The sequence below is a fragment of the Sphingomonas sp. NFX23 genome (assembly GCF_049887795.1).
Classification (GTDB): domain Bacteria; phylum Pseudomonadota; class Alphaproteobacteria; order Sphingomonadales; family Sphingomonadaceae; genus Sphingomonas.
Window position 1 is genome coordinate 699,775 of sequence record NZ_JAGEKH010000002.1, and the last position, 17,934, is coordinate 717,708.

General features: G+C 63.1%; 20 protein-coding genes and 1 tRNA gene. 10 read left to right on the top strand and 11 right to left on the bottom strand.

Going from position 1 to position 17,934, the window contains the following annotated elements; genetic code table 11:
* Positions 1 to 124: 124 nt before the first annotated feature.
* The 4 genes from fusA to J4O76_RS07275 form a co-directional block, all read right to left on the bottom strand.
* Complete coding sequence (gene fusA, locus J4O76_RS07260) at positions 125 to 2,221, bottom strand: elongation factor G (protein ID WP_120299323.1); 2,097 nt, start codon at positions 2,219 to 2,221, stop codon at positions 125 to 127.
* A 147-nt stretch (positions 2,222 to 2,368) separates the two neighbouring features.
* Positions 2,369 to 2,839, bottom strand: coding sequence for a 30S ribosomal protein S7 (gene rpsG, locus J4O76_RS07265; protein WP_031393769.1), 471 nt, complete (start codon positions 2,837 to 2,839; stop codon positions 2,369 to 2,371).
* 134 nt (positions 2,840 to 2,973) lie between these two features.
* Positions 2,974 to 3,345 (bottom strand): 30S ribosomal protein S12, encoded by a 372-nt coding sequence (rpsL, locus tag J4O76_RS07270; protein WP_010164594.1) that lies wholly within the window; start codon positions 3,343 to 3,345, stop codon positions 2,974 to 2,976.
* A gap of 410 nt (positions 3,346 to 3,755) precedes the next feature.
* Positions 3,756 to 4,769: an alpha/beta fold hydrolase gene (locus J4O76_RS07275; RefSeq protein ID WP_426281051.1), complete on the bottom strand. Its 1,014-nt coding sequence runs from the start codon at positions 4,767 to 4,769 to the stop codon at positions 3,756 to 3,758.
* Positions 4,770 to 4,935: 166 nt separating this feature from the next.
* Here J4O76_RS07275 and J4O76_RS07280 point away from each other — a divergent pair.
* From J4O76_RS07280 to nusG, 3 genes are all read left to right on the top strand, one after another.
* Positions 4,936 to 5,012, top strand: a tRNA-Trp gene (locus tag J4O76_RS07280).
* Between the two features lie 540 nt (positions 5,013 to 5,552).
* The gene (gene secE / locus J4O76_RS07285) at positions 5,553 to 5,750 is read left to right on the top strand and encodes a preprotein translocase subunit SecE (protein ID WP_056486886.1); all 198 of its coding nucleotides are present in this window, start codon (positions 5,553 to 5,555) and stop codon (positions 5,748 to 5,750) included.
* Positions 5,751 to 5,763: 13 nt separating this feature from the next.
* Positions 5,764 to 6,300 carry a transcription termination/antitermination protein NusG gene (nusG, locus tag J4O76_RS07290; RefSeq protein WP_055872668.1) on the top strand — a complete coding sequence of 179 codons (537 nt, stop codon included), beginning with the start codon at positions 5,764 to 5,766 and terminating at the stop codon, positions 6,298 to 6,300.
* Between the two features lie 261 nt (positions 6,301 to 6,561).
* Here the strand turns inward: nusG and J4O76_RS07295 are convergent, their stop codons facing one another.
* From J4O76_RS07295 to J4O76_RS07305, 3 genes are read right to left on the bottom strand one after another with little or no spacing between them, the layout of a single operon-like run.
* Positions 6,562 to 7,155 carry a hypothetical protein gene (locus tag J4O76_RS07295; protein ID WP_426281052.1) on the bottom strand — a complete coding sequence of 198 codons (594 nt, stop codon included), beginning with the start codon at positions 7,153 to 7,155 and terminating at the stop codon, positions 6,562 to 6,564.
* A gap of 11 nt (positions 7,156 to 7,166) precedes the next feature.
* A complete protein-coding gene (locus J4O76_RS07300) occupies positions 7,167 to 8,324 on the bottom strand; it encodes a M48 family metalloprotease (protein ID WP_426281053.1) in 1,158 nt (385 codons plus the stop codon).
* A gap of 1 nt (position 8,325) precedes the next feature.
* Entirely contained in the window at positions 8,326 to 9,090 is a 765-nt protein-coding gene (locus J4O76_RS07305) for a hypothetical protein (protein WP_426281117.1), read from the bottom strand.
* A gap of 676 nt (positions 9,091 to 9,766) precedes the next feature.
* Here J4O76_RS07305 and J4O76_RS07310 point away from each other — a divergent pair.
* The 7 genes from J4O76_RS07310 (at position 9,767) to rplL (ending at position 14,382) form a co-directional block, all read left to right on the top strand.
* Complete coding sequence (locus tag J4O76_RS07310) at positions 9,767 to 10,894, top strand: EAL domain-containing protein (RefSeq protein ID WP_426281054.1); 1,128 nt, start codon at positions 9,767 to 9,769, stop codon at positions 10,892 to 10,894.
* Positions 10,884 to 11,168, top strand: coding sequence for a hypothetical protein (locus J4O76_RS07315; RefSeq protein WP_056060523.1), 285 nt, complete (start codon positions 10,884 to 10,886; stop codon positions 11,166 to 11,168). Before J4O76_RS07310 ends, J4O76_RS07315 begins: the two co-directional genes overlap by 11 nt.
* 164 nt (positions 11,169 to 11,332) lie before the next feature.
* Entirely contained in the window at positions 11,333 to 11,764 is a 432-nt protein-coding gene (rplK, locus tag J4O76_RS07320; RefSeq protein WP_056047586.1) for a 50S ribosomal protein L11, read from the top strand.
* A gap of 4 nt (positions 11,765 to 11,768) precedes the next feature.
* The gene (rplA, locus tag J4O76_RS07325; protein WP_056047582.1) at positions 11,769 to 12,461 is read left to right on the top strand and encodes a 50S ribosomal protein L1; all 693 of its coding nucleotides are present in this window, start codon (positions 11,769 to 11,771) and stop codon (positions 12,459 to 12,461) included.
* A 331-nt stretch (positions 12,462 to 12,792) separates the two neighbouring features.
* Positions 12,793 to 13,149, top strand: a complete 357-nt coding sequence (locus tag J4O76_RS07330; protein WP_426281056.1) for a GFA family protein — start codon at positions 12,793 to 12,795, stop codon at positions 13,147 to 13,149.
* Between the two features lie 278 nt (positions 13,150 to 13,427).
* Positions 13,428 to 13,943, top strand: a complete 516-nt coding sequence (gene rplJ, locus J4O76_RS07335) for a 50S ribosomal protein L10 (RefSeq protein WP_055879768.1) — start codon at positions 13,428 to 13,430, stop codon at positions 13,941 to 13,943.
* 64 nt (positions 13,944 to 14,007) lie between these two features.
* Entirely contained in the window at positions 14,008 to 14,382 is a 375-nt protein-coding gene (rplL, locus tag J4O76_RS07340; protein WP_056047577.1) for a 50S ribosomal protein L7/L12, read from the top strand.
* Between the two features lie 272 nt (positions 14,383 to 14,654).
* Here the strand turns inward: rplL and J4O76_RS07345 are convergent, their stop codons facing one another.
* From J4O76_RS07345 to J4O76_RS07360, 4 genes are all read right to left on the bottom strand, one after another.
* Positions 14,655 to 15,473 (bottom strand): hypothetical protein, encoded by an 819-nt coding sequence (locus J4O76_RS07345; protein WP_426281057.1) that lies wholly within the window; start codon positions 15,471 to 15,473, stop codon positions 14,655 to 14,657.
* 29 nt (positions 15,474 to 15,502) lie between these two features.
* On the bottom strand, positions 15,503 to 15,721 hold the full coding sequence (locus J4O76_RS07350; RefSeq protein WP_426281058.1) for a helix-turn-helix domain-containing protein: 219 nt from the start codon (positions 15,719 to 15,721) through the stop codon (positions 15,503 to 15,505).
* Positions 15,721 to 16,236, bottom strand: coding sequence for a DUF2975 domain-containing protein (locus J4O76_RS07355; protein WP_426281059.1), 516 nt, complete (start codon positions 16,234 to 16,236; stop codon positions 15,721 to 15,723). Before J4O76_RS07355 ends, J4O76_RS07350 begins: the two co-directional genes overlap by 1 nt.
* A 95-nt stretch (positions 16,237 to 16,331) precedes the next feature.
* Positions 16,332 to 17,735 (bottom strand): hypothetical protein, encoded by a 1,404-nt coding sequence (locus tag J4O76_RS07360; protein ID WP_426281060.1) that lies wholly within the window; start codon positions 17,733 to 17,735, stop codon positions 16,332 to 16,334.
* Positions 17,736 to 17,934 lie beyond the last annotated feature (199 nt).

A 17,934-nucleotide genomic window follows, 5' to 3' on the forward strand; every position in this document is an offset into this window, starting at 1 on the left:
CCTGCCTCGATCAGGGAGCCGACACGGAAGTGAATTCCGTGTCGTCGGTCTTCGGGCAAGCCCGAGGCCGGCCGGCCTTTCGGTGTCTCGGAGCCAGGTTACCCTGGCTCCGTGTACCTCTGGCTTAGGCCAACTTCGCCTTCACCTCATCCGCAACGTTCTGCGGCACTTCGTCATAGTGCGAGAACTGCATCGAGTACTGCGCGCGGCCCTGCGTGAATGAACGGAGCGAGTTCACGTAGCCGAACATGTTAGCCAGCGGGACCATCGCCTCGACCGTCTGCGCGTTGCCGCGGCTGTCGGTGCCCTGGATCTGGCCACGACGGCTGTTCATGTCGCCGATGACGTCGCCCAGGTAATCCTCCGGAGTGACGACCTCGACCTTCATGACCGGCTCGAGTAGCGTGATGCCCGACTTCTGTGCGACTTCGCGCATCGCGCCACGTGCACAGATTTCGAACGCCAGTGCCGACGAGTCGACGTCGTGATACGCGCCGTCATACAGCACGATCTCGAAATCGATGATCGGGAAGCCGACCAGCGAACCCGACGCAGCGGTTTCGCGGAAGCCCTTCTCGATCGCCGGCAGGTATTCCTTCGGAATGTTGCCGCCCTTGATCTCGTCCTTGAACGTGATGCCGGAACCGCGCTCGCCCGGCGTGACCTTGACCTTCACGCGACCGAACTGGCCGGTGCCGCCCGACTGCTTCTTGTGCGTGTAGTCGACGTCGACCGGCTTCTTCAGATACTCGCGATATGCGACCTGAGGAGCGCCGACGTTAGCCTCGACCTTGAACTCACGCTTCATGCGATCGACCAGGATCTCGAGATGGAGCTCGCCCATGCCCTTGATGATGGTCTGGCCCGACTCGGGGTCCGACGACACGCGGAACGAAGGATCCTCGCGTGCGAGACGATTGAGCGCGACGCCCATCTTCTCCTGGTCGGCCTTGGTCTTCGGCTCCACCGACAGCTCGATCACGGGCTCGGGGAATTCCATCCGCTCGAGAATGATCGGTGCGTTCATCGCGCAGAGCGTGTCACCGGTCGTGGTATCCTTGAGACCCGCGAGAGCGACGATGTCGCCAGCGAAAGCCTCCTGGATGTCCTCACGGCTGTTCGCATGCATCAACAGCATGCGACCGACCTTTTCCTTCTTGTCCTTGACCGAGTTGGTGACCTGCGATGCGGTCTCCAGCTTGCCCGAGTAGATGCGAGCGAAGGTCAGCGTGCCGACGAACGGATCGTTCATGATCTTGAACGCCAGTGCCGAGAACGGCACCTCGTCCGACGAAGGACGCTCATCCGGCGTCACGCCGTCGAGCTTCAGACCCTGGATCGCGGGAACGTCGAGCGGCGAAGGCAGATAGTCCACGACGGCGTCGAGCAGGGGCTGAACGCCCTTGTTCTTGAACGCCGAACCGCAAACGACGGGGACGAACGCCATGCTCAGCGTACCCTTGCGGATCAGCTTCTTGAGGTCGGCGACGCTCGGCTCGTTACCTTCGAGATACGCCTCCATGAGGGCATCGTCCTGCTCGACGGCCATCTCGATCAGCTCGCTGCGATACTTCGCAGCCTTCTCGACCAGGTCCGCAGGGATCTCGGCATATTCGAACTTCGCACCCAGGCTCTCTTCGAGCCAGATGATCGCACGGTTCTCGACGAGATCGACGAGGCCCTTGAAGCCGCCTTCCATGCCGATCGGAAGATACAGCACGGCCGGACGCGCACCGAGACGATCGATGATCGAGTTCACGCAGAAGTAGAAATCGGCGCCGGTGCGGTCGAGCTTGTTGACGAAGCACATGCGCGGCACGCCGTACTTGTCAGCCTGACGCCACACGGTCTCGGACTGCGGCTCGACGCCGGCAACGCCGTCGAAGCACGCGACCGCGCCATCGAGCACGCGGAGCGAACGCTCGACTTCGATCGTGAAGTCGACGTGGCCGGGCGTATCGATGATGTTGATAAGGTGCTCTTCGCCCTTACCTTCTTCGGCGCGCCACTTGCAGGTGGTCGCAGCCGACGTGATCGTGATCCCGCGCTCCTGCTCCTGCTCCATCCAATCCATCGTCGCGGTGCCTTCGTGCACTTCGCCGATCTTGTAGGACTTGCCGGTGTAATAGAGGATGCGCTCGGTCGTCGTCGTCTTACCGGCGTCGATGTGCGCCATGATGCCGATGTTGCGGTAACGGTCGAGCGGATGGCTGCGGGCCATGATCGTGCTTCCTTAAGGATATGGGGAGCCGAACGTGCCGGCTCCCCAATATATAGGTGTTTGCATGACAGGCGAAAGACCGCCCGTCACACGGATAGCAATGCTAGGCTTCAAAGCCCGCTGTTACCAGCGGCAGGAAGCCCGCTGTTACCAGCGGTAGTGCGAGAATGCACGGTTGGCTTCCGCCATCCGGTGCGTATCTTCACGCTTCTTGACCGCGTTGCCACGGTTGTTGGCGGCATCCATCAGCTCACCCGACAGCCGTGCGGCCATCGTGTTCTCGCTGCGCGAACGCGCCGCACCGATCAGCCAGCGAATCGCCAGCGCCTGTGCGCGCTCGGGACGAACCTCGACCGGCACCTGGTACGTTGCACCACCGACGCGGCGCGAACGGACTTCGATGCCCGGCTTCACGTTGTTCAGCGCATCGTGGAAAACGCCGATCGGATCGCGCTTGGCGCGGCTCTCGACGGTTTCGAATGCACCGTACACGATCAGCTCTGCGACGGACTTCTTGCCGTCCAGCATGACGCTGTTCATGAACTTCGACAGAACCTCATCCCCGAACTTGGGATCAGGCAGGATGACCCGCTTTTCGGGACGACGACGACGTGCCATTTCAATTTCCTTGTAGACTTCAGCCGGTTCCGGAACACGTCCGGGGCTTACTAAGCTTCGTAACTTCCGAGGCGTGGATCCCGGATAAGATCGCCTAAAGCGATCTTTCCGGGATGATCATGCCCCCGGCATGATCACTTCGGACGCTTGGCGCCGTACTTGGAACGCGACTGACGCCGGTCCTTCACACCCTGTGTATCGAGCACGCCGCGCAGGACGTGATAGCGAACACCGGGAAGATCGCGGACACGACCGCCACGGATCAGGACAACCGAATGCTCCTGAAGATTGTGGCCCTCGCCCGGAATGTAGCTGATGACTTCGCGCTGGTTGGTCAGGCGAACCTTGGCCACCTTGCGCAGAGCCGAGTTCGGCTTCTTCGGGGTCGTCGTGTAGACGCGCGTGCAAACGCCACGCTTCTGCGGATTTGCTTCCATCGCAGGGACCTTCGACTTGGCCTTCTGCGGATCGCGGCCCTTGCGGACCAGCTGGTTGATCGTCGGCATTGAAGCCTTCACCTTTCAAGTGGTTACTTTGCTGGAGCCATGAGGCGCCTGAGAATACAAAAAGGACCATAGGAACGCGGGAGCGCCCCTCAGGTCCTGGAATGCATCCAGCAATGTTCAAGCATGCCCGGCGGGAAACACTCCCGAAGAACAGGCCGCGCCTATAGGTCAGGACGTCGCTCGGGTCAACGGGGCGGAATCGGTTTGGGTGCGGGTAGGTTATTGAGTTTGGGAGGAGACGAACGCCGACCTGACACCATCGACGTTCCTTACTAATCCTCACCCGCTAGGGGGAGGTGACACCGAAGGTGACGGAGGGGGAGGAACACGAAACCTGCGTTGTCGCCCCCTCCCCCTCCGTCTGGCAAGAGCCAGCCACCTCCCCCTAGCGGGGGAGGATCGCAGCTCCTCTACCGCGATCGCGTCCCGAGCACCGCCAGCAGCGTCTTCTCGAATCGCGCAGGATCCTCGACCTGCGGCGAGTGACCCAGCCCCTCGAGCATCACTAGGTTCGCATTCGGCATCTGCTTCACCGCCCGCGGCGCGACCATCGGCACAGGCTCGAGGAACTTGCGCAAGTTCGCCGGCGCCTGCGCCCGGCCGAACGCGGTCTTGTCCAGCGTGCCGATGATCAAGGTAGTCGATGGCGTGATCCGGTACAGCTCGTGCGCGACTGATTGCGTCTTGATCATCTCACTCGTCTTGGCCTGCGCGAGCGCCACGGTGTCGCGCCCTGCCCCCTGGTACATGCCGGCCTGCATCCAGACCCAGCGATCATAGGACGGCTTCCACACGCCGTGATAATAGTTCTCGAGCTGATACGCCTTGATCGACGCGTAGCTCGTCTTCTTCTCGTTCGCCCAGAGCGTGTCGACGTCGGTATAGGGCACGCCCTCCTCGCCGCGATCTTTCAGGCCCAGCGGATTGACGAGCACCAGCTTCTCGACCGACGCCGGGTAGAGAATGGCGTATCGCATCGCGAGCATGCCGCCCATCGAGTGCCCGACGAACGTGGCCCGCGTGATGCCACGCGACTCGAGCAACCGCTTGGTGAACGTCGCCAGCATCTCGAAGCTATACTGGGCCGCGCGCGGCTTGGACGATTTGCAGAAGCCGATCTGGTCTGGAACGATCACCCGGTAGCCAACCTCGCTCAGCGCCCGTGCGGTGCTGCCCCAGGTCGCGCCACAGAAGTTCTTGCCGTGGAGCAGGACGACCGTGCGACCATTGGGACGCTGCGGTGCGATATCCATGAACGCCATTTGCGCCGGTGTGCCGACGATATCGACTTCCATCGTCTGCACCGGCCACGGATAGGTGAAGCGTTCGAGCTGCGGCCCCAGGTCCGGCACCTGCGGAACTGGCCCCGCCCCCATGAGCAACGCCGCGACCGGCAGCGCCAGCATCATCAATCCCGCCTTCATAGTATACGCTTCCCACATCCAACGAGACGGCTTTAAGGTTAACGGGCAAATCATACATCGCGCAACGCATCATCCTTACGACGATAGTTGGGGGACGCTTGCAGGACGAATTGCACGCGAGACGCTTGCCCTTCGCGAAAACGCTGGGTAAGGGGCGCGTCCGTGTAGGAGTGTAGCTCAGTTGGTTAGAGCGTCGGTCTCCAAAACCGAAGGCCCTCGGTTCGAATCCGAGCACTCCTGCCACCCCCTTTAAATTCCCTGCAAAAATCGCGGCGATTGCGCTCGCCGCTTTCCCGCGCTCATCGCGATTGCAGAAATTGCATTTCATAATGCAATTTTCGCAATTGATCTATGATGTGCTGCGATGCACAACGATCAGGCCTTTCAGGCATCCTCTCCTAAAAACTTTCACGGCCGGTCTTGTACCGGCCTTTTTTTTCGTCCGCGTTCGGCGTACACCTCGGGCGCCGTCGTCAAGCCGAACGATAAATAGAAACCGTGGGAGCGGAGCCGCCGGTCAAACCGGCACCGGCAAGACGATCGTGCGGGGGATAGAGTGACCCAAGCGCTCTCCCCCGCCACTTCTCCCGGTCACCGCCGTGTCGCTTTCGATACGACGCCCGCCCCTCTCCTGCCGCGCACTTGCTTTCACGACGGGTGGAAGCTATCTGCCGCGCTTCCGACAGCGAGGACGGACCTGCCGCCGCTGCCCTTCACAGGGAGCGGCTAGTGGGTCTATGCCTCGCATCCCAAGTTTCTCAATAAGCGGGTGCGAAGAACATCGTGGCGAAAACGTCCCCACTCGAATTCATCCAGCAGGTCCGCAACGAGACCGCGAAGGTCACGTGGCCGACGCGTCGCGAGACGGTCATGACCGGCGTGATGGTGGTGATCATGACGACGATCCTCGCGGTCTTCTTCTTCGGCGTCGACTCGATCCTGCAAGCGATCGTTTCCCTGCTCCTCAAACTCGCTCAGTAAGCAAGGTTCCGTCATGGCGCGCTGGTACATCATTCACGCCTATTCGGGCTTCGAGGGCAAGGTCCGCGACTCGATCATGGCCGAGGCGACCCGGATGGGTCTCGAACAGCTCGTCGAGCAGATCGAAGTTCCGACCGAAACCACCACCGAAGCCCGTCGCGGCAAGAAGATCGCGGTCGAACGCAAGTTCATGCCTGGCTACGTGCTGGCAAAGCTGAACATGAACGACGACGTGTATCACCTCGTGAAGAACACGCCGAAGGTCACCGGCTTCCTCGGCAGCATGGGCAAGCCGCAGGCGATCAGCGAGGCGGAAGCCACGCGGATGCTCAACAGCAAGGAAGAAGCCGCCGCTGCGCCCAAGCAGAAGGTCAAGGTCGACTACGAGATCGGCGACCAGGTCAAGGTCCTCGACGGCCCGTTCGCGACCTTCAACGGTTTGGTGGAAGAACTCGATTTCGACCGCAGCCGCGTCAAGGTTTCGGTGTCGATCTTCGGGCGTGCGACGCCTGTTGAGTTGGAATTCGAGCAGGTCGAGCGCAGCAAGTAAGGCCAAGCCGCACGCGATTAGCCAAGGGCTAATTGCGAGACGGCGCCAGCCCGGCCGGCGGGCCAACGGCCCGGCCGACGACGCGGGATTTACTCCCGCGTCGCGTCAGCGGCTAACGCGTGCGATACGAAAGGCTTGTTTGCCCGCGAAGGCGGGGATCCAGACTGGGCTCCCGCCTTCGCGGGAGAACAAGGCAGGCGTAGTGATCGCCCTAGACCGTGCCTATGTCCGGTCGGGGCAACTGCAAACAGCTCGCGCGCCTCAAAACCGCACGCTATCCACTACCGCCCGAGCCGCCGCCGCGCTACGGTCGTAGTAGTACAAACTTGGCGCCTCGTACGTCACCAGATACAGCTTCCCGCCAACCACCGCACCGCGTGCTTCGCCACGCCGCTGCAGCGTCTCGTTCTGTTTCGAGAAGGTGTAGGTGAAACGTACGCCCTTGTTGCCGGCGAACTCGATCGGCGCGATCGTGTCGATCGCCATCGACGATGCGTCGCGCGCGATGCGGTAGCTGTTCTCGAGCAACACCGGGATGTCGGTGATCAGCATCGTTGCAGAGACCTTCGGCAACGGCTTGTTCTTCTTGTCGACTTCGCGAAACAGCGGCCTGCCGGACTCGATGCCACCATAGAAGCTGAGATCGTTCAGTTCGTCACCGTCCTGCGTCCAGGTTTCGGCGTTGCGACCGGGGCGCTCGGACAGCTTGTTCCATTCCGTGCCCGGCTGCACCGTCATCGCCGACTTGGCGACGGCGATGCGCTGGCCGGCTGGGATGAGCTTGTTGCCGGCCGCGACGGGCGCTGCGAGCGAGAGCATTGCGACTGCGGCAAGCAGGGCGAGTTTCCTGGACATGGTCGTCCTCCTTACGAGATCAGCGTGGCGATGAGCGCGGCGTCGGTCGCGGCCGGCTTGAGGCGGAGATACGTCGCGAGCGCGGCCTGGCCTTCGGCAACCTGCTGGCCGCGGAGCAACGCCAGCCCGAGGCCGCGATACGCCTCGGGCGGCGCGTCACCCTTGCCGATCGCCTCTTGGTAGAATTGCGCGGCGCTGACGAGATCGCGCGGATTGCCGCGCTCGCGGTACAGGTCGCCGCGCGCGCACAGCAACGGTGTCGACCATCCGGTGCCGTCCGCCAGATTGGCGAGCAGATACTCGCTGCCGCCGAAATCGTTGAGCTTGATCTGGTCGTTGAGGAAGACCGGCAGCCATTTGGCCATCGCCGCCTGATGCGTGTCGACGACCGCGGGCTTGACGTCATGCGCCTCGATCGACGCGGCGCGGAGATACGTTGCACGCGCGAGATCGGTCGGATGCGTGGCGAAGACGCCCACAACGTATTTGTGTTGCGCCCTGCCCCTGCGACCGATGGCGGTCGCATCGGCCTCGCCCATGACGTGCTCCCAGACGTCCGCGGCGGCCGACGACGGGTATTGCGAACGTGCGAGATACTGGAAGCCCGTCATGTCGGCCTCGCGTTCCTGGTCGCGGCTGAAGGCGTACATCTGGCCCACCACGGAGTATTGGATGTTGGCGCTGTTGCGGATGAGGATCGACGCCCACGCCATGACGTCGGTGCCGGTGCGGTGGCTCTTGAAGTCCTTGAGCGAATGCCGGAGCTCGAAATGACCGAACTCGTGGCCGAGGATCGCCCCCAGCTCGGCTTCGCTCCGGACACGAAGCAACAGTCCGGTCCAGACGACCATTGCGCCGTTGGGCGTCATGTACGCGTTGAACGCCGGCACCTCGTCGATATAGAGCCGGACCGATCGACACCGGTCCTCGCCGACGGTCCGGCACAGCACGCCGCGGACATAGGCGTTGAGCGCCGGGTCCTTGATTAGCGACCGGGAGTCACGCTGCACCCGCTCGCGTTCGTCCGCCTCCATCCATATCCCGCGCTCGTCGACCGTCGTCGGGGTATAGGCCTGGGTATAGGTCGGAAGCGGCGGGCGCTTGTCGGCGGCGAGCGCAGACGTACCGATCGCGCTTGCGAGCAGAAGGCCGACCATAGGGATCCGCATGTCAGTGCGCCGCAGCTATGACGGGCGCGGCGGCGATCGGAGCATCGATCGGTTTCCCTGGGAACCCCTCCAGCAACTGCCGCACGCGCTTGTCCGCGCCCTCCGCGTCACGGACGTCGCCGCCCATCTGCATATCGGCGTTCAGCCAGACCAGTTCGCCGGTACGTAGATCGACAAGCCCGGCAAAGCCCTTGTGGACGCCCGCGGTGATCGGAACGCGTGCCATCGCCGCGAAGACCTGCAGCACCTTCCGCCCAGTCGAACCGAAATGATCCTCCGTCGTGATGAACAGCGCATAGTCCGCTTTATCGAGCCCAGGCAGCGTGCGGACATCGGGGCCGAGCCCCCATTCGAACTGGTCCTTGCGCTTCTTGGTCGGCAGGCGGTTGCCCTTGAAGAACTGATACTCGATCACCGACGACGCGACCGCCCCGAACAATTCCTGATATTCCGCGACCTTCGCCGAACCCGCACCGACCGGCTCGACATAGCCGACGACGCTGTTGCCGAGCCCGGTCTGCGCCTTGGCGAGCGCGGTGGCGATGTTCTCCTTCGCCTGATCCGTCCAGTCGGCGTTCGGCTCGTACATCCCGCCGGTCGACTGCGCACCGACCCGGATCGATGGCCGCATCAACACGATCCGCGCGGTACCGGGCGCCAGGACGAAACCAGGCTTCAGCCCAGTCTTCTCCTGCGCATACGCCGGCGCGATCGCCGAAACCGCGAGCATTAGCGCGACCAGCGTCGCACGGCACAAAATGATCATACCCACCCCTGTTCCCGGATGCCCCCATCCGATTCAGGGCATATTAGAGCCGGAGCAGCTCATCGTCCGAGAATTATTTGGTTCAAAACGAGTGCTTTCCGACCTCCAAGGGCCGAACTCTTGCTCTGTGCATCATGGCCGGCTCGACCTGCTTACTCGGGCGGATAAAAATGTTCGCCTACCAGCCATATATGTCGCGTCGAAGAAGAATACCGGATCGATACCTTTACTTGCGCCGCAATATCATTCGGCGAATCAAAATATATTTCACTCGCGAGGCGCAATAACTATTGGTCGAACTGGCATAGATTTGTTCATTATCATCGGGTTGACCTGCACACCTCCTACACCCGAAACGATACCGCATTTATTTTACGTTTGGTTAACCATAACTAGTTATATTGCGCTAACATTTGTAGGACATCCGCGTACAAGACGTTGCGTAGTTACCAATACGCCAAACGAATATGACGTCCGGCGTTATCGGTAAACTCTATGTACCCCATGACCAGCTCGACACGCATGCAACCGTATTCAGCGATCCGCCTACAGGAAATGACTGATGCCTCTGACGACCACGGCCTTAAAGAAATCGCTCGAGCATGGCGATCACTTGCGTTTAGGGATTGCGACGGCTCGCCCGTCCCCGGAGTCAAACGAAGCCGGTCATCGTATCTTGTTCCTCGACCTTGAGAATGCAGCCGCCAACGGCGTTCGTCGTGAACTCGAAGAGATGGGCCACAAAACCGCGTGGATCGGCTTGGCCAGCGAAGAACGCGCCGGGCTGGCGTTTCAACCAGACCTCATCGTGATCAACCCCGATGCCTCGATCGGCAATCGTCACGCGTTTATCGCCTTGTTGGACAAAGAACAGTTTTCCGGGACACTGACGCTGTTGCGGCCCAGCGTGCATTTCCGGGATGCGATTGCCCTGGCGGAGCAGTCCGGGATCGATCACGTCGACTGGCTCGACGCGCCCTATAGCGCGCAGGACATTGTCGACCGCCTGGCCCATATCGCCCGGCAACCGCATGACGGCGACACCGGCGACCGTCATTTCCTGTCGTGGCTGATCCAGCAGGGCCGGTTGCTGCCCAATCTCACGCATGAATTCCATGAGAAACGCAGCCTGCACGACGACATCATCGCCGGCTACGAAACACTCACGCGGTTGCGCAATCGGCCGTCACTCAACCCCGAGCACATCTTCGCACCGTCGACGATCCTCTCGCTGGAGGTCGCCGCGACGTCGCTTGCGGTGGAAGCGGCTGCCCGCCTGCTCGCGGCGCTGGAGGCCGAGGGCAGGCCAGTGCCTATCGCGGTGAACTGCAGCGCCGCCGTGCTCGCGCATCCGGATTTCCTCGCCGCGATGCCGATCCTGTTGCGACGCCATCATGTCGCCCCCGGCATGCTCGGGATCGAACTCACCGAGATCAGTTATTCAGGACTCGACGGTCGCCTGCTGGAAAACATGCGGGAGCTTGGAACGATGGGAATACCCATCTCGCTCGACGATTTCGGCAAGGGCGCGACCAACTTCGATCGCATTTCCGACCTCCCGGTGTCCGAGGTCAAGATCGACCGGAAGATCTTCCAGAAGTGCCGGAAGGGCGAGTTCCCGCCGTCGCTGCTGAAGGAAATCATCGATTATTGCCGAAGCCGGTCGATCGGAACGGTGATCGAGGGCATCGAGACCGCCGACGATCTCGTCCTGGCGAAATCGCTTGGTGCCGACTGCGGACAAGGCTTTTACTGGGGGAAACCCGTGCCGATTGAATCGATCGTACCCCATCATGGTGCCTGACAACAGGTTCGGCCGCTTTATAGGCCGGACGCTCGACGAGGCTGAGCCCGTCGCCACGAACCCGGTCGAAGGTGAGCGGCCCTCGATGCGGCTCGAACTCCGTGAGGTCGAGGGGCTCGACCTTTCGCCACCCCTCGTGCTTGCAGGTGCCTGGGCCTGGTTGTTGTTTCACGAGGCTGGCGGGCTGATCAGCTATTCCGATGGATACGCCACGCGGTCGGCCTGTTACGCCGCAGCCAAGCAGATCGCCTGGCCGGTCGACGTCTTCGAATAAACCGCGGTCGATCGCGCAGCCTCCGCGCGACGACGCGAACGCGCCGGTTGCCGCGCCCCGCGTTTTCGGCTATGCGCGCCGGCTTCCACCTTCATTGATGGAATTTGCGGGAGGCTGTCGCGAGACGGCCGCCATCACCGCTAGGCTCACATAAAGAGAGTGACATGGCTAAAAAGATTACCGGATACATCAAGCTGCAGGTGCCTGCAGGCGAGGCAAAGCCCGCGCCGCCGATCGGGCCTGCGCTGGGTCAGCGCGGCGTGAACATCATGGAGTTCTGCAAGGCGTTCAACGCCGGCACGAGCGAACTGAAGAAGGGCATGCCGATCCCGACCGTCATCACGGTCTATGCGGATCGCTCGTTCTCGTTCGAGACCAAGACCCCGCCAGCATCGTACCTGATCAAGGAGGCCGCTGGTCTCAAGTCGGGTTCGAAGGAGCCGGGCAAGGTCGTCGCCGGCACGATCAAGCGCAGCCAGCTGAGCGAGATCGCCACGACGAAGATGAAGGACCTCAACGCCAACGATATCGACGCTGCGACGAAGATCATCGAAGGCAGCGCCCGCGCAATGGGCCTCGAAGTGGTGGAGGGCTGAGATCATGGCTAAGCTGAGCAAGAAGCAGAAGGCCGTCACGGTCGACCTCGTCAAGCTGCACGGCATCGACGAGGCCATCGGTCTCGCACGGTCGGGCGCCACGTCGAAGTTCGACGAGACGATCGAAGTCGCGCTGAACCTGGGCGTCGATCCGCGTCACGCAGACCAGATGGTCCGCGGCGTGGTGACGCTGCCCAAGGGCACCGGCAAGACCGTCCGCGTCGGCGTGTTCGCCCGCGGCGCGAAGGCTGAAGAAGCTCTCGCAGCAGGCGCAGACGTGGTCGGCGCCGAAGACCTGATGGAAATCATCCAGGGTGGCACGATCGATTTCGATCGCTGCATCGCGACCCCGGACATGATGGGCATCGTCGGTCGCCTCGGTAAGGTGCTGGGTCCGAAGGGCCTGATGCCGAACCCGAAGCTCGGCACGGTGACGATGAACGTCGCCGCCGCCGTTCAGGCTGCCAAGGGTGGCCAGATCGAATACCGCGTCGAGAAGGCCGGCATCATCCATTCGGGCATCGGCAAGGCGTCGTTCCCGGCGGAAGACCTGCGCGCGAACTTCGACGCACTGGTCGACGCAGTGGTCAAGGCCAAGCCGACCGGCGCCAAGGGCAAGTACGTCCAGAAGGTCGCGATCTCGTCGACCATGGGTGCAGGCATCAAGGTCGACACGACCGAGGTTGCTGGCGCGTAAGCCCGAGCCGCACGGGATTAGCGCGAGCTAATCCCGAGACGGCGACAGGCCGGCCGGCGCGGTTACACCGCGACCGACGAGGACGGGATTTACTCCCGTCCCGCCGCTGATAGTTGAGAAGGGCCGGGAGCGATCCCGGCCCTTTTTGCGTGTTGACGATACCGGTCGTTCGGCGAAGATCATCCTACCCACGACTCCGTCATCCTGACGAAAGTCAGGATCCACGGTTACGGACGTCGCCCCTCTGGCTCTGGATCCTGACTTTCGTCAGGATGACGGAGTCGTGGGAAAATACGTGAACGGCGCGCCATTATGGTCCACGTCATGACGCATGATTGAAGCTTCCTGCTACTGTGGCGCGGTAACGCTGTCCGCCGACCTACCGCCTGAATGGGTAGCCGACTGCAACTGCTCGATCTGTCGGCGTTATGGAGTCCTGTGGGCTTATTACCGGGCCAGCGAAGTATGCGTGGCGGCATCCGTTCCGATCGACATCTACAGTTGGGGTGCCAAGACATTGCGCTTCCATCGGTGCGGCGAATGCGGATGCGTAACGCACTGGACGAAAGTCGACCCTGCGATCGACCGGATCGGCATCAACGCCCGCCTGATGCCGCCCGACATCCTCGCGGCGGCCCGCATACGCCGGCTCGATGGCGCGGATACCGGGCTATACCTCGACGCCTGACCCTCTCCGCGATTGACTCCCCCGCCAATTCCGCTAAGGCGCGGCTTCGTTCGGCGGGCTTGCTCGTCGAACTCCGTCCGAGACAGTGGGTGCAGCGGGTTTGCCGGTGCTTAATCTCCCACCTAGACGGGGAATGAGATTTTGTCGGCCCATCTGCGTGCCGCCCCTCTCCCATGCCCCATCGACGAGACACCCCGGAAGCGCGGGTTTGTCTGCGCCTCCGGTTAGTAACCGGGTCCACTGCGCAAGCGGTGAACTCGTAAAACGTGGAGAATGGCATGGATCGTGATCAAAAGACCGCGGCCGTAGCCGAGCTGAACCGCACCTTTTCCGAGGTCGGCGTCGTCGTTGTCACGCGCAACCTCGGCCTGACCGTCGCACAGTCCACTGTGCTGCGGAACAAGATGCGTGACGCCGGCGCGACCTACAAGGTCTCGAAGAACAAGCTTGCCAAGATCGCAATGGACGGCACCGACTACAGCTCGCTGGGCGATATGCTCACGGGTCCGGTCGGTCTGGCCAGCTCCATCGATCCCGTCGCGGCCGCCAAGGTGGTCGTGGAATTCGCGAAGACGAACGACAAGTTCGAAATCGTGGGTGGGGCGATGGGCGCGACGACCCTCGACGTCGACGGTGTGAAGGCGCTCGCAACGCTGCCCTCGCTGGACGAACTGCGTGCCAAGATCGTTGGCCTCATCGTGGCACCCGCCACGAAGCTGGCAACGATCACGCAGGCTCCGGCAGCGCAGCTCGCGCGCGTGCTTTCCGCCTACGCGGAGAAGGAAGCCGCCTGATCTTGCAGGCCTTTCGTTACCTTTTTGAACTGATGGGGCCGATGCCCCGAGATGGAGATTTATCATGGCAGACCTGAACGCGCTCGTTGAGAGCCTGAGCGAACTGACCGTTCTCGAAGCAGCTGAGCTTTCGAAGCTGCTCGAAGAGAAGTGGGGCGTTTCGGCCGCAGCAGCGGTTGCAGCACCGGCAGCAGGCGGCGGCGCCGCTGCTCCTGCAGCAGAAGAGCAGACCGAATTCGACGTCATCCTGACCGGCGACGGTGGCAAGAAGATCAACGTCATCAAGGAAGTCCGTGCGATCACCGCGCTCGGCCTGACCGAAGCCAAGACGCTGGTCGAGTCGGCTCCCAAGGCCGTCAAGGAAGGCGTGTCGAAGGACGAGGCAGCCAAGATCAAGGCTCAGCTCGAAGCAGCTGGCGCCACGGTTGAGGTTAAGTAAGCCGCAGCTGGAGAGACGATTTAGCGTAGCCTAAATCGCACTCCAGCAAGGCCGGCCGGCGGCATTTATGCCGACCGACGAGGCAGGGGCTTTGCCCCTGCCGGCCGCAGCTAAGAAAAAGGGCGGCCCCAGCAATGGGGTCGCCCTTTTTCGTTGTGCACCGCGAAGGTTCCACGTCCCCGGGAAGGCCGGAGCTACACTGGGAACGGCGCCCCTCACGACGGACGTTTCACTTGGGCCCCGGCCTCCGCCGGGGTGGGGAAAATCGGCGGTCAGGCAGGTTCGATTTTGAAGCGTCGTGCGTCGTCCGCCCGCTCCGCCCGCTCCACCGCCGCATCCAGATCGCGCGGATGCACGGTCCACCCCTTCCACGTCAGCCCGGTCTTCACCCCGACGAATACCGCCGATCCGACCAGCGCTGCGAACAGCCCGACCCACAGCGCATCGAACGCCATCAAAGCCCACACGATTGCCGATGGCTGCCCCATAGCGAGCTTGTGGTTGGCCATGTGCAACGCCTGAGCCGGACCGAACGCTGTCGCCGCCAATACGCTGAGGACAATTCCAGCGGGTAACAGCGACGTCATCGCCCGCCTCGGCGTCACCCCAGGATCCTCGATCAACGCGCCGACGACGTAAATCCAGAACCCGCCTTGGATGACCGTGGAAACGATCTGCAGCGGCACGTTGATCGCCGGCGATAGTCCTTGTTTGCCGAGCCACATGAACGGCCATGCAGCCGCCAATCCCACGATCATGCCCGCCACGACGCGAACAATGGTCATCGGCGGAACCTGCAGCGTCCGGCGGACGGACCCGACCGACCAGAACCGCGCGACCGCGAGAATCGCGATGACGAACCCCGCCACCTTCACATAGCCGAAGCCCCAGCGCAGCGGATCGTTGCCGAGTGCACGAAACTGTTCGATCGATACGAACATGCCGAGGTGAATCTCCGCGATATGCTGCAGGAATTCCGGCACCACCGCGATCGCCAGGACGAGCGGTACCGCCCTCACCGCGCGTCCACCGAGCCGATACGTCTCCACGACGGCGCGCGCCATGCCGGAGACAGCGTCGATGATCCGCATGCCCACTCCGCGTCTTTCCGTACGATCGCTCATGCCGTTTCCCCCTCTGACGTGAAACTCAGGATGTCGCCCGGCTGGCAGTCGAGCGCTGTGCAGATCGCCTCCAGCGTCGAGAAGCGGATCGCCTTGGCCTTGCCGGTCTTGAGGATCGACAGGTTCGCCATCGTGATGTCGACCGCCTGCGAAAGCTCGGTCAGCGTCATGCCGCGTGCCGCAAGCATGCCGTCGAGCGTGACGATGACGGGCATCAGACGGTCATCGCCAGATCGTCGCGCATGCGGGCGCCGACGCGGAACACCCGGGCGAGCACGAACAACATCACGACCCCGATCCAGCCGGTGAAGCCAGGCACCCATGTTGCGTGATCGACACCGAGCCGGTCGAGCGCGAGCACGACCCCGCCAAAAGCGAGATCGAGCAGCTGGATCGCGAACAGCGCCCAGCCGATCCGTTGGAGACGATCGGCGTTGGCGACGACGAACGGGTCGCCGGCCCGCACCGTCGCGAGGATTGCCAGCAAAGGGATGAACAGGTGATACACCGCTACGCACGCGAGGAGGCCGAGGACGCCTGTGAGCCGCAGCAACGCAATGGTCTCGCCGACATAGCGGCCGTGATATTTGGCGGCGATCTGGGCGGTGAGCGCGTCACTGAAGACGAACGAAGCGATGATCGCGATCATGAACCCAAACGCGACAATCCAGTTCAGCCAGTTCGCGAACCGTACCAGTCCGCTCGCGACGACGAGAACACGATCCTGCATGCCGACCTCCGTTTATCGATAAACAATATGTATCGTTTATCGATAAACGTCAATCGTGTCGCGTCAGCCCTTGCTCGGGTCGTGACGGCAACCGGTCAGCGTTCGAAGATCGCCGCGTGCGGCCGGGCCGCGACCGTGCTGTACATGCGGGCGGGGGCGTCGAGCCAGAACGGCGCGAGCTTGGGGGAGTCGACGCGTTCTACGCCTACCACCCACGCGCGAGCGAACTGCGCCTCGTCGTTAGCCGTCACGTACACGATGTTGGTCGCGACGACGGGCACGAACATCGGCCGGTTGGCCGCGGTCATCGTGCGGATCGCCTCTCGCGCGATCGCCGTCACGGTACGGATCGTCCGCGTTTCGCCCGGCGCCAGCGCGAACGGCGGGGCGACGGGCCGCACGACGGGCGCCGCGTTGAACTGCGCAAGGTCCTGATCCTGATCGGCGTGCGCGGTGAGCAACGCGACGCCGGTGCGGATCGCTTCGGCCGATGCGGTGCCCGTATTGGTCACGACGAGTTCGCACTCGACGGTGGCGCTGAGCAGGTTGAGACCGGCGCGCAACGGGCGCAGTTCGCAGGTCAGCCGGGCACGCGCGGCGACTGGCGGCGTAGGCGGCACCTTGCCCTTGGGCTCGAGGAATTTGGGCGCGGCCGTTGGGACGGCAGCCACCGGTGCGACCGCAGATGCCGTGGCAGGGGTGACGGCCGCTGGGCTTTCGGCCGGTTCGGAGACGACCGGCCTGAGGGCGACTGGCTGGGGGGCAATAGGCTGGGCGACAACCGGCTTCGCCGCAACGGGCGGCGGAGTCGGCTCGACATAGGCTTCGGGTTCGGCACTCTCGTGCCGGTGGCTGCGCGGCTTGCGGCGGAGCGCCCACAGCGCTCCGAGAACCACGACAATCGCCGTCAGCGAAAGCCACAGGGGCATCGCGCTGCCCTTTTCCGGCGTCGAGAGCGTGGATTCCGGGGTTGGGGCCGGCGTCGTTGCTGGCACCGACGCGGTGGGCTGCGGCACCACTTCGGTGGTCGGGGTCTGCGGTGGCGACGATTGGAGAGCGGGCTCGGGCGTGGGCGTGGCGACGGGCGCCGGTTCGACCGATGTCGACGGACGCGTCGGCTCGTCGTCCGAGGCGCGTGGTCGGGCCGTGGGCTCCGGCGCAGTCCGGGTGGTTGCGCGTTCGCGCGTGGGTGCATCGGTCGTCGTGCGCTCGACGCCTGCACGTTGCGTGGTCGCACGATCGGTGGCTGGCTTTGCCGCAGCGGTCGAGCGGGTAGTACGACGTGGAGCGGGCGTGGTGTTCGGCAGGACGATCGTCGGTGCGGCGGGCACCGGAATCGCGGTGGCGTCGGGGTTCGCCTGCGTGCCGGGGGTCTGGAGGCGCTCCAAGCCACGCACGGGTGCGGCCGGCTCGGTTTGCGCGGCCGCCGGGGTCGCTGTGGCGGCCAGGACGGTCATGGTGGCGAGCAGGGCGGCCAGCGCCCCGCGGTCGGTCGTCATCGTCGAAATCCCCTGCGCGCGGTCGTCGCGGCGTTGTGGGCGGGGGAGGCTGAACGTGACCCGACGGCAACCCGTGATGCGACGAGTTGCTTCTGGGTAGCGGTGAAACGTTGGTGGCGTATGAGCGGCTGGGCGTCGGTGGACTGCACTCCGCCTTGCCAGTGGAGAGTGTTGCCGCAGGTATCGGAAAGAGCGGACG

What these genes read in the sequence shown, in the direction of transcription:
- nusG (WP_055872668.1), top strand. Translation starts at nt 5,764, where the DNA reads ATGGCGCGCTGGTACATCATTCACGCCTATTCGGGCTTCGAGGGCAAG.
- J4O76_RS07330 (WP_426281056.1), top strand. Translation starts at nt 12,793, where the DNA reads ATGATTGAAGCTTCCTGCTACTGTGGCGCGGTAACGCTGTCCGCCGAC.
- J4O76_RS07355 (WP_426281059.1), bottom strand. Translation starts at nt 16,236, where the DNA reads ATGCAGGATCGTGTTCTCGTCGTCGCGAGCGGACTGGTACGGTTCGCG.
- rplK (WP_056047586.1), top strand. Translation starts at nt 11,333, where the DNA reads ATGGCTAAAAAGATTACCGGATACATCAAGCTGCAGGTGCCTGCAGGC.
- rplJ (WP_055879768.1), top strand. Translation starts at nt 13,428, where the DNA reads ATGGATCGTGATCAAAAGACCGCGGCCGTAGCCGAGCTGAACCGCACC.
- J4O76_RS07300 (WP_426281053.1), bottom strand. Translation starts at nt 8,324, where the DNA reads ATGCGGATCCCTATGGTCGGCCTTCTGCTCGCAAGCGCGATCGGTACG.
- J4O76_RS07305 (WP_426281117.1), bottom strand. Translation starts at nt 9,090, where the DNA reads ATGATCATTTTGTGCCGTGCGACGCTGGTCGCGCTAATGCTCGCGGTT.
- rplL (WP_056047577.1), top strand. Translation starts at nt 14,008, where the DNA reads ATGGCAGACCTGAACGCGCTCGTTGAGAGCCTGAGCGAACTGACCGTT.
- rpsL (WP_010164594.1), bottom strand. Translation starts at nt 3,345, where the DNA reads ATGCCGACGATCAACCAGCTGGTCCGCAAGGGCCGCGATCCGCAGAAG.
- J4O76_RS07350 (WP_426281058.1), bottom strand. Translation starts at nt 15,721, where the DNA reads ATGCCCGTCATCGTCACGCTCGACGGCATGCTTGCGGCACGCGGCATG.
- rpsG (WP_031393769.1), bottom strand. Translation starts at nt 2,839, where the DNA reads ATGGCACGTCGTCGTCGTCCCGAAAAGCGGGTCATCCTGCCTGATCCC.
- J4O76_RS07360 (WP_426281060.1), bottom strand. Translation starts at nt 17,735, where the DNA reads ATGACGACCGACCGCGGGGCGCTGGCCGCCCTGCTCGCCACCATGACC.
- rplA (WP_056047582.1), top strand. Translation starts at nt 11,769, where the DNA reads ATGGCTAAGCTGAGCAAGAAGCAGAAGGCCGTCACGGTCGACCTCGTC.
- J4O76_RS07315 (WP_056060523.1), top strand. Translation starts at nt 10,884, where the DNA reads ATGGTGCCTGACAACAGGTTCGGCCGCTTTATAGGCCGGACGCTCGAC.
- J4O76_RS07275 (WP_426281051.1), bottom strand. Translation starts at nt 4,769, where the DNA reads ATGAAGGCGGGATTGATGATGCTGGCGCTGCCGGTCGCGGCGTTGCTC.
- J4O76_RS07345 (WP_426281057.1), bottom strand. Translation starts at nt 15,473, where the DNA reads ATGCGGATCATCGACGCTGTCTCCGGCATGGCGCGCGCCGTCGTGGAG.
- J4O76_RS07295 (WP_426281052.1), bottom strand. Translation starts at nt 7,155, where the DNA reads ATGTCCAGGAAACTCGCCCTGCTTGCCGCAGTCGCAATGCTCTCGCTC.
- fusA (WP_120299323.1), bottom strand. Translation starts at nt 2,221, where the DNA reads ATGGCCCGCAGCCATCCGCTCGACCGTTACCGCAACATCGGCATCATG.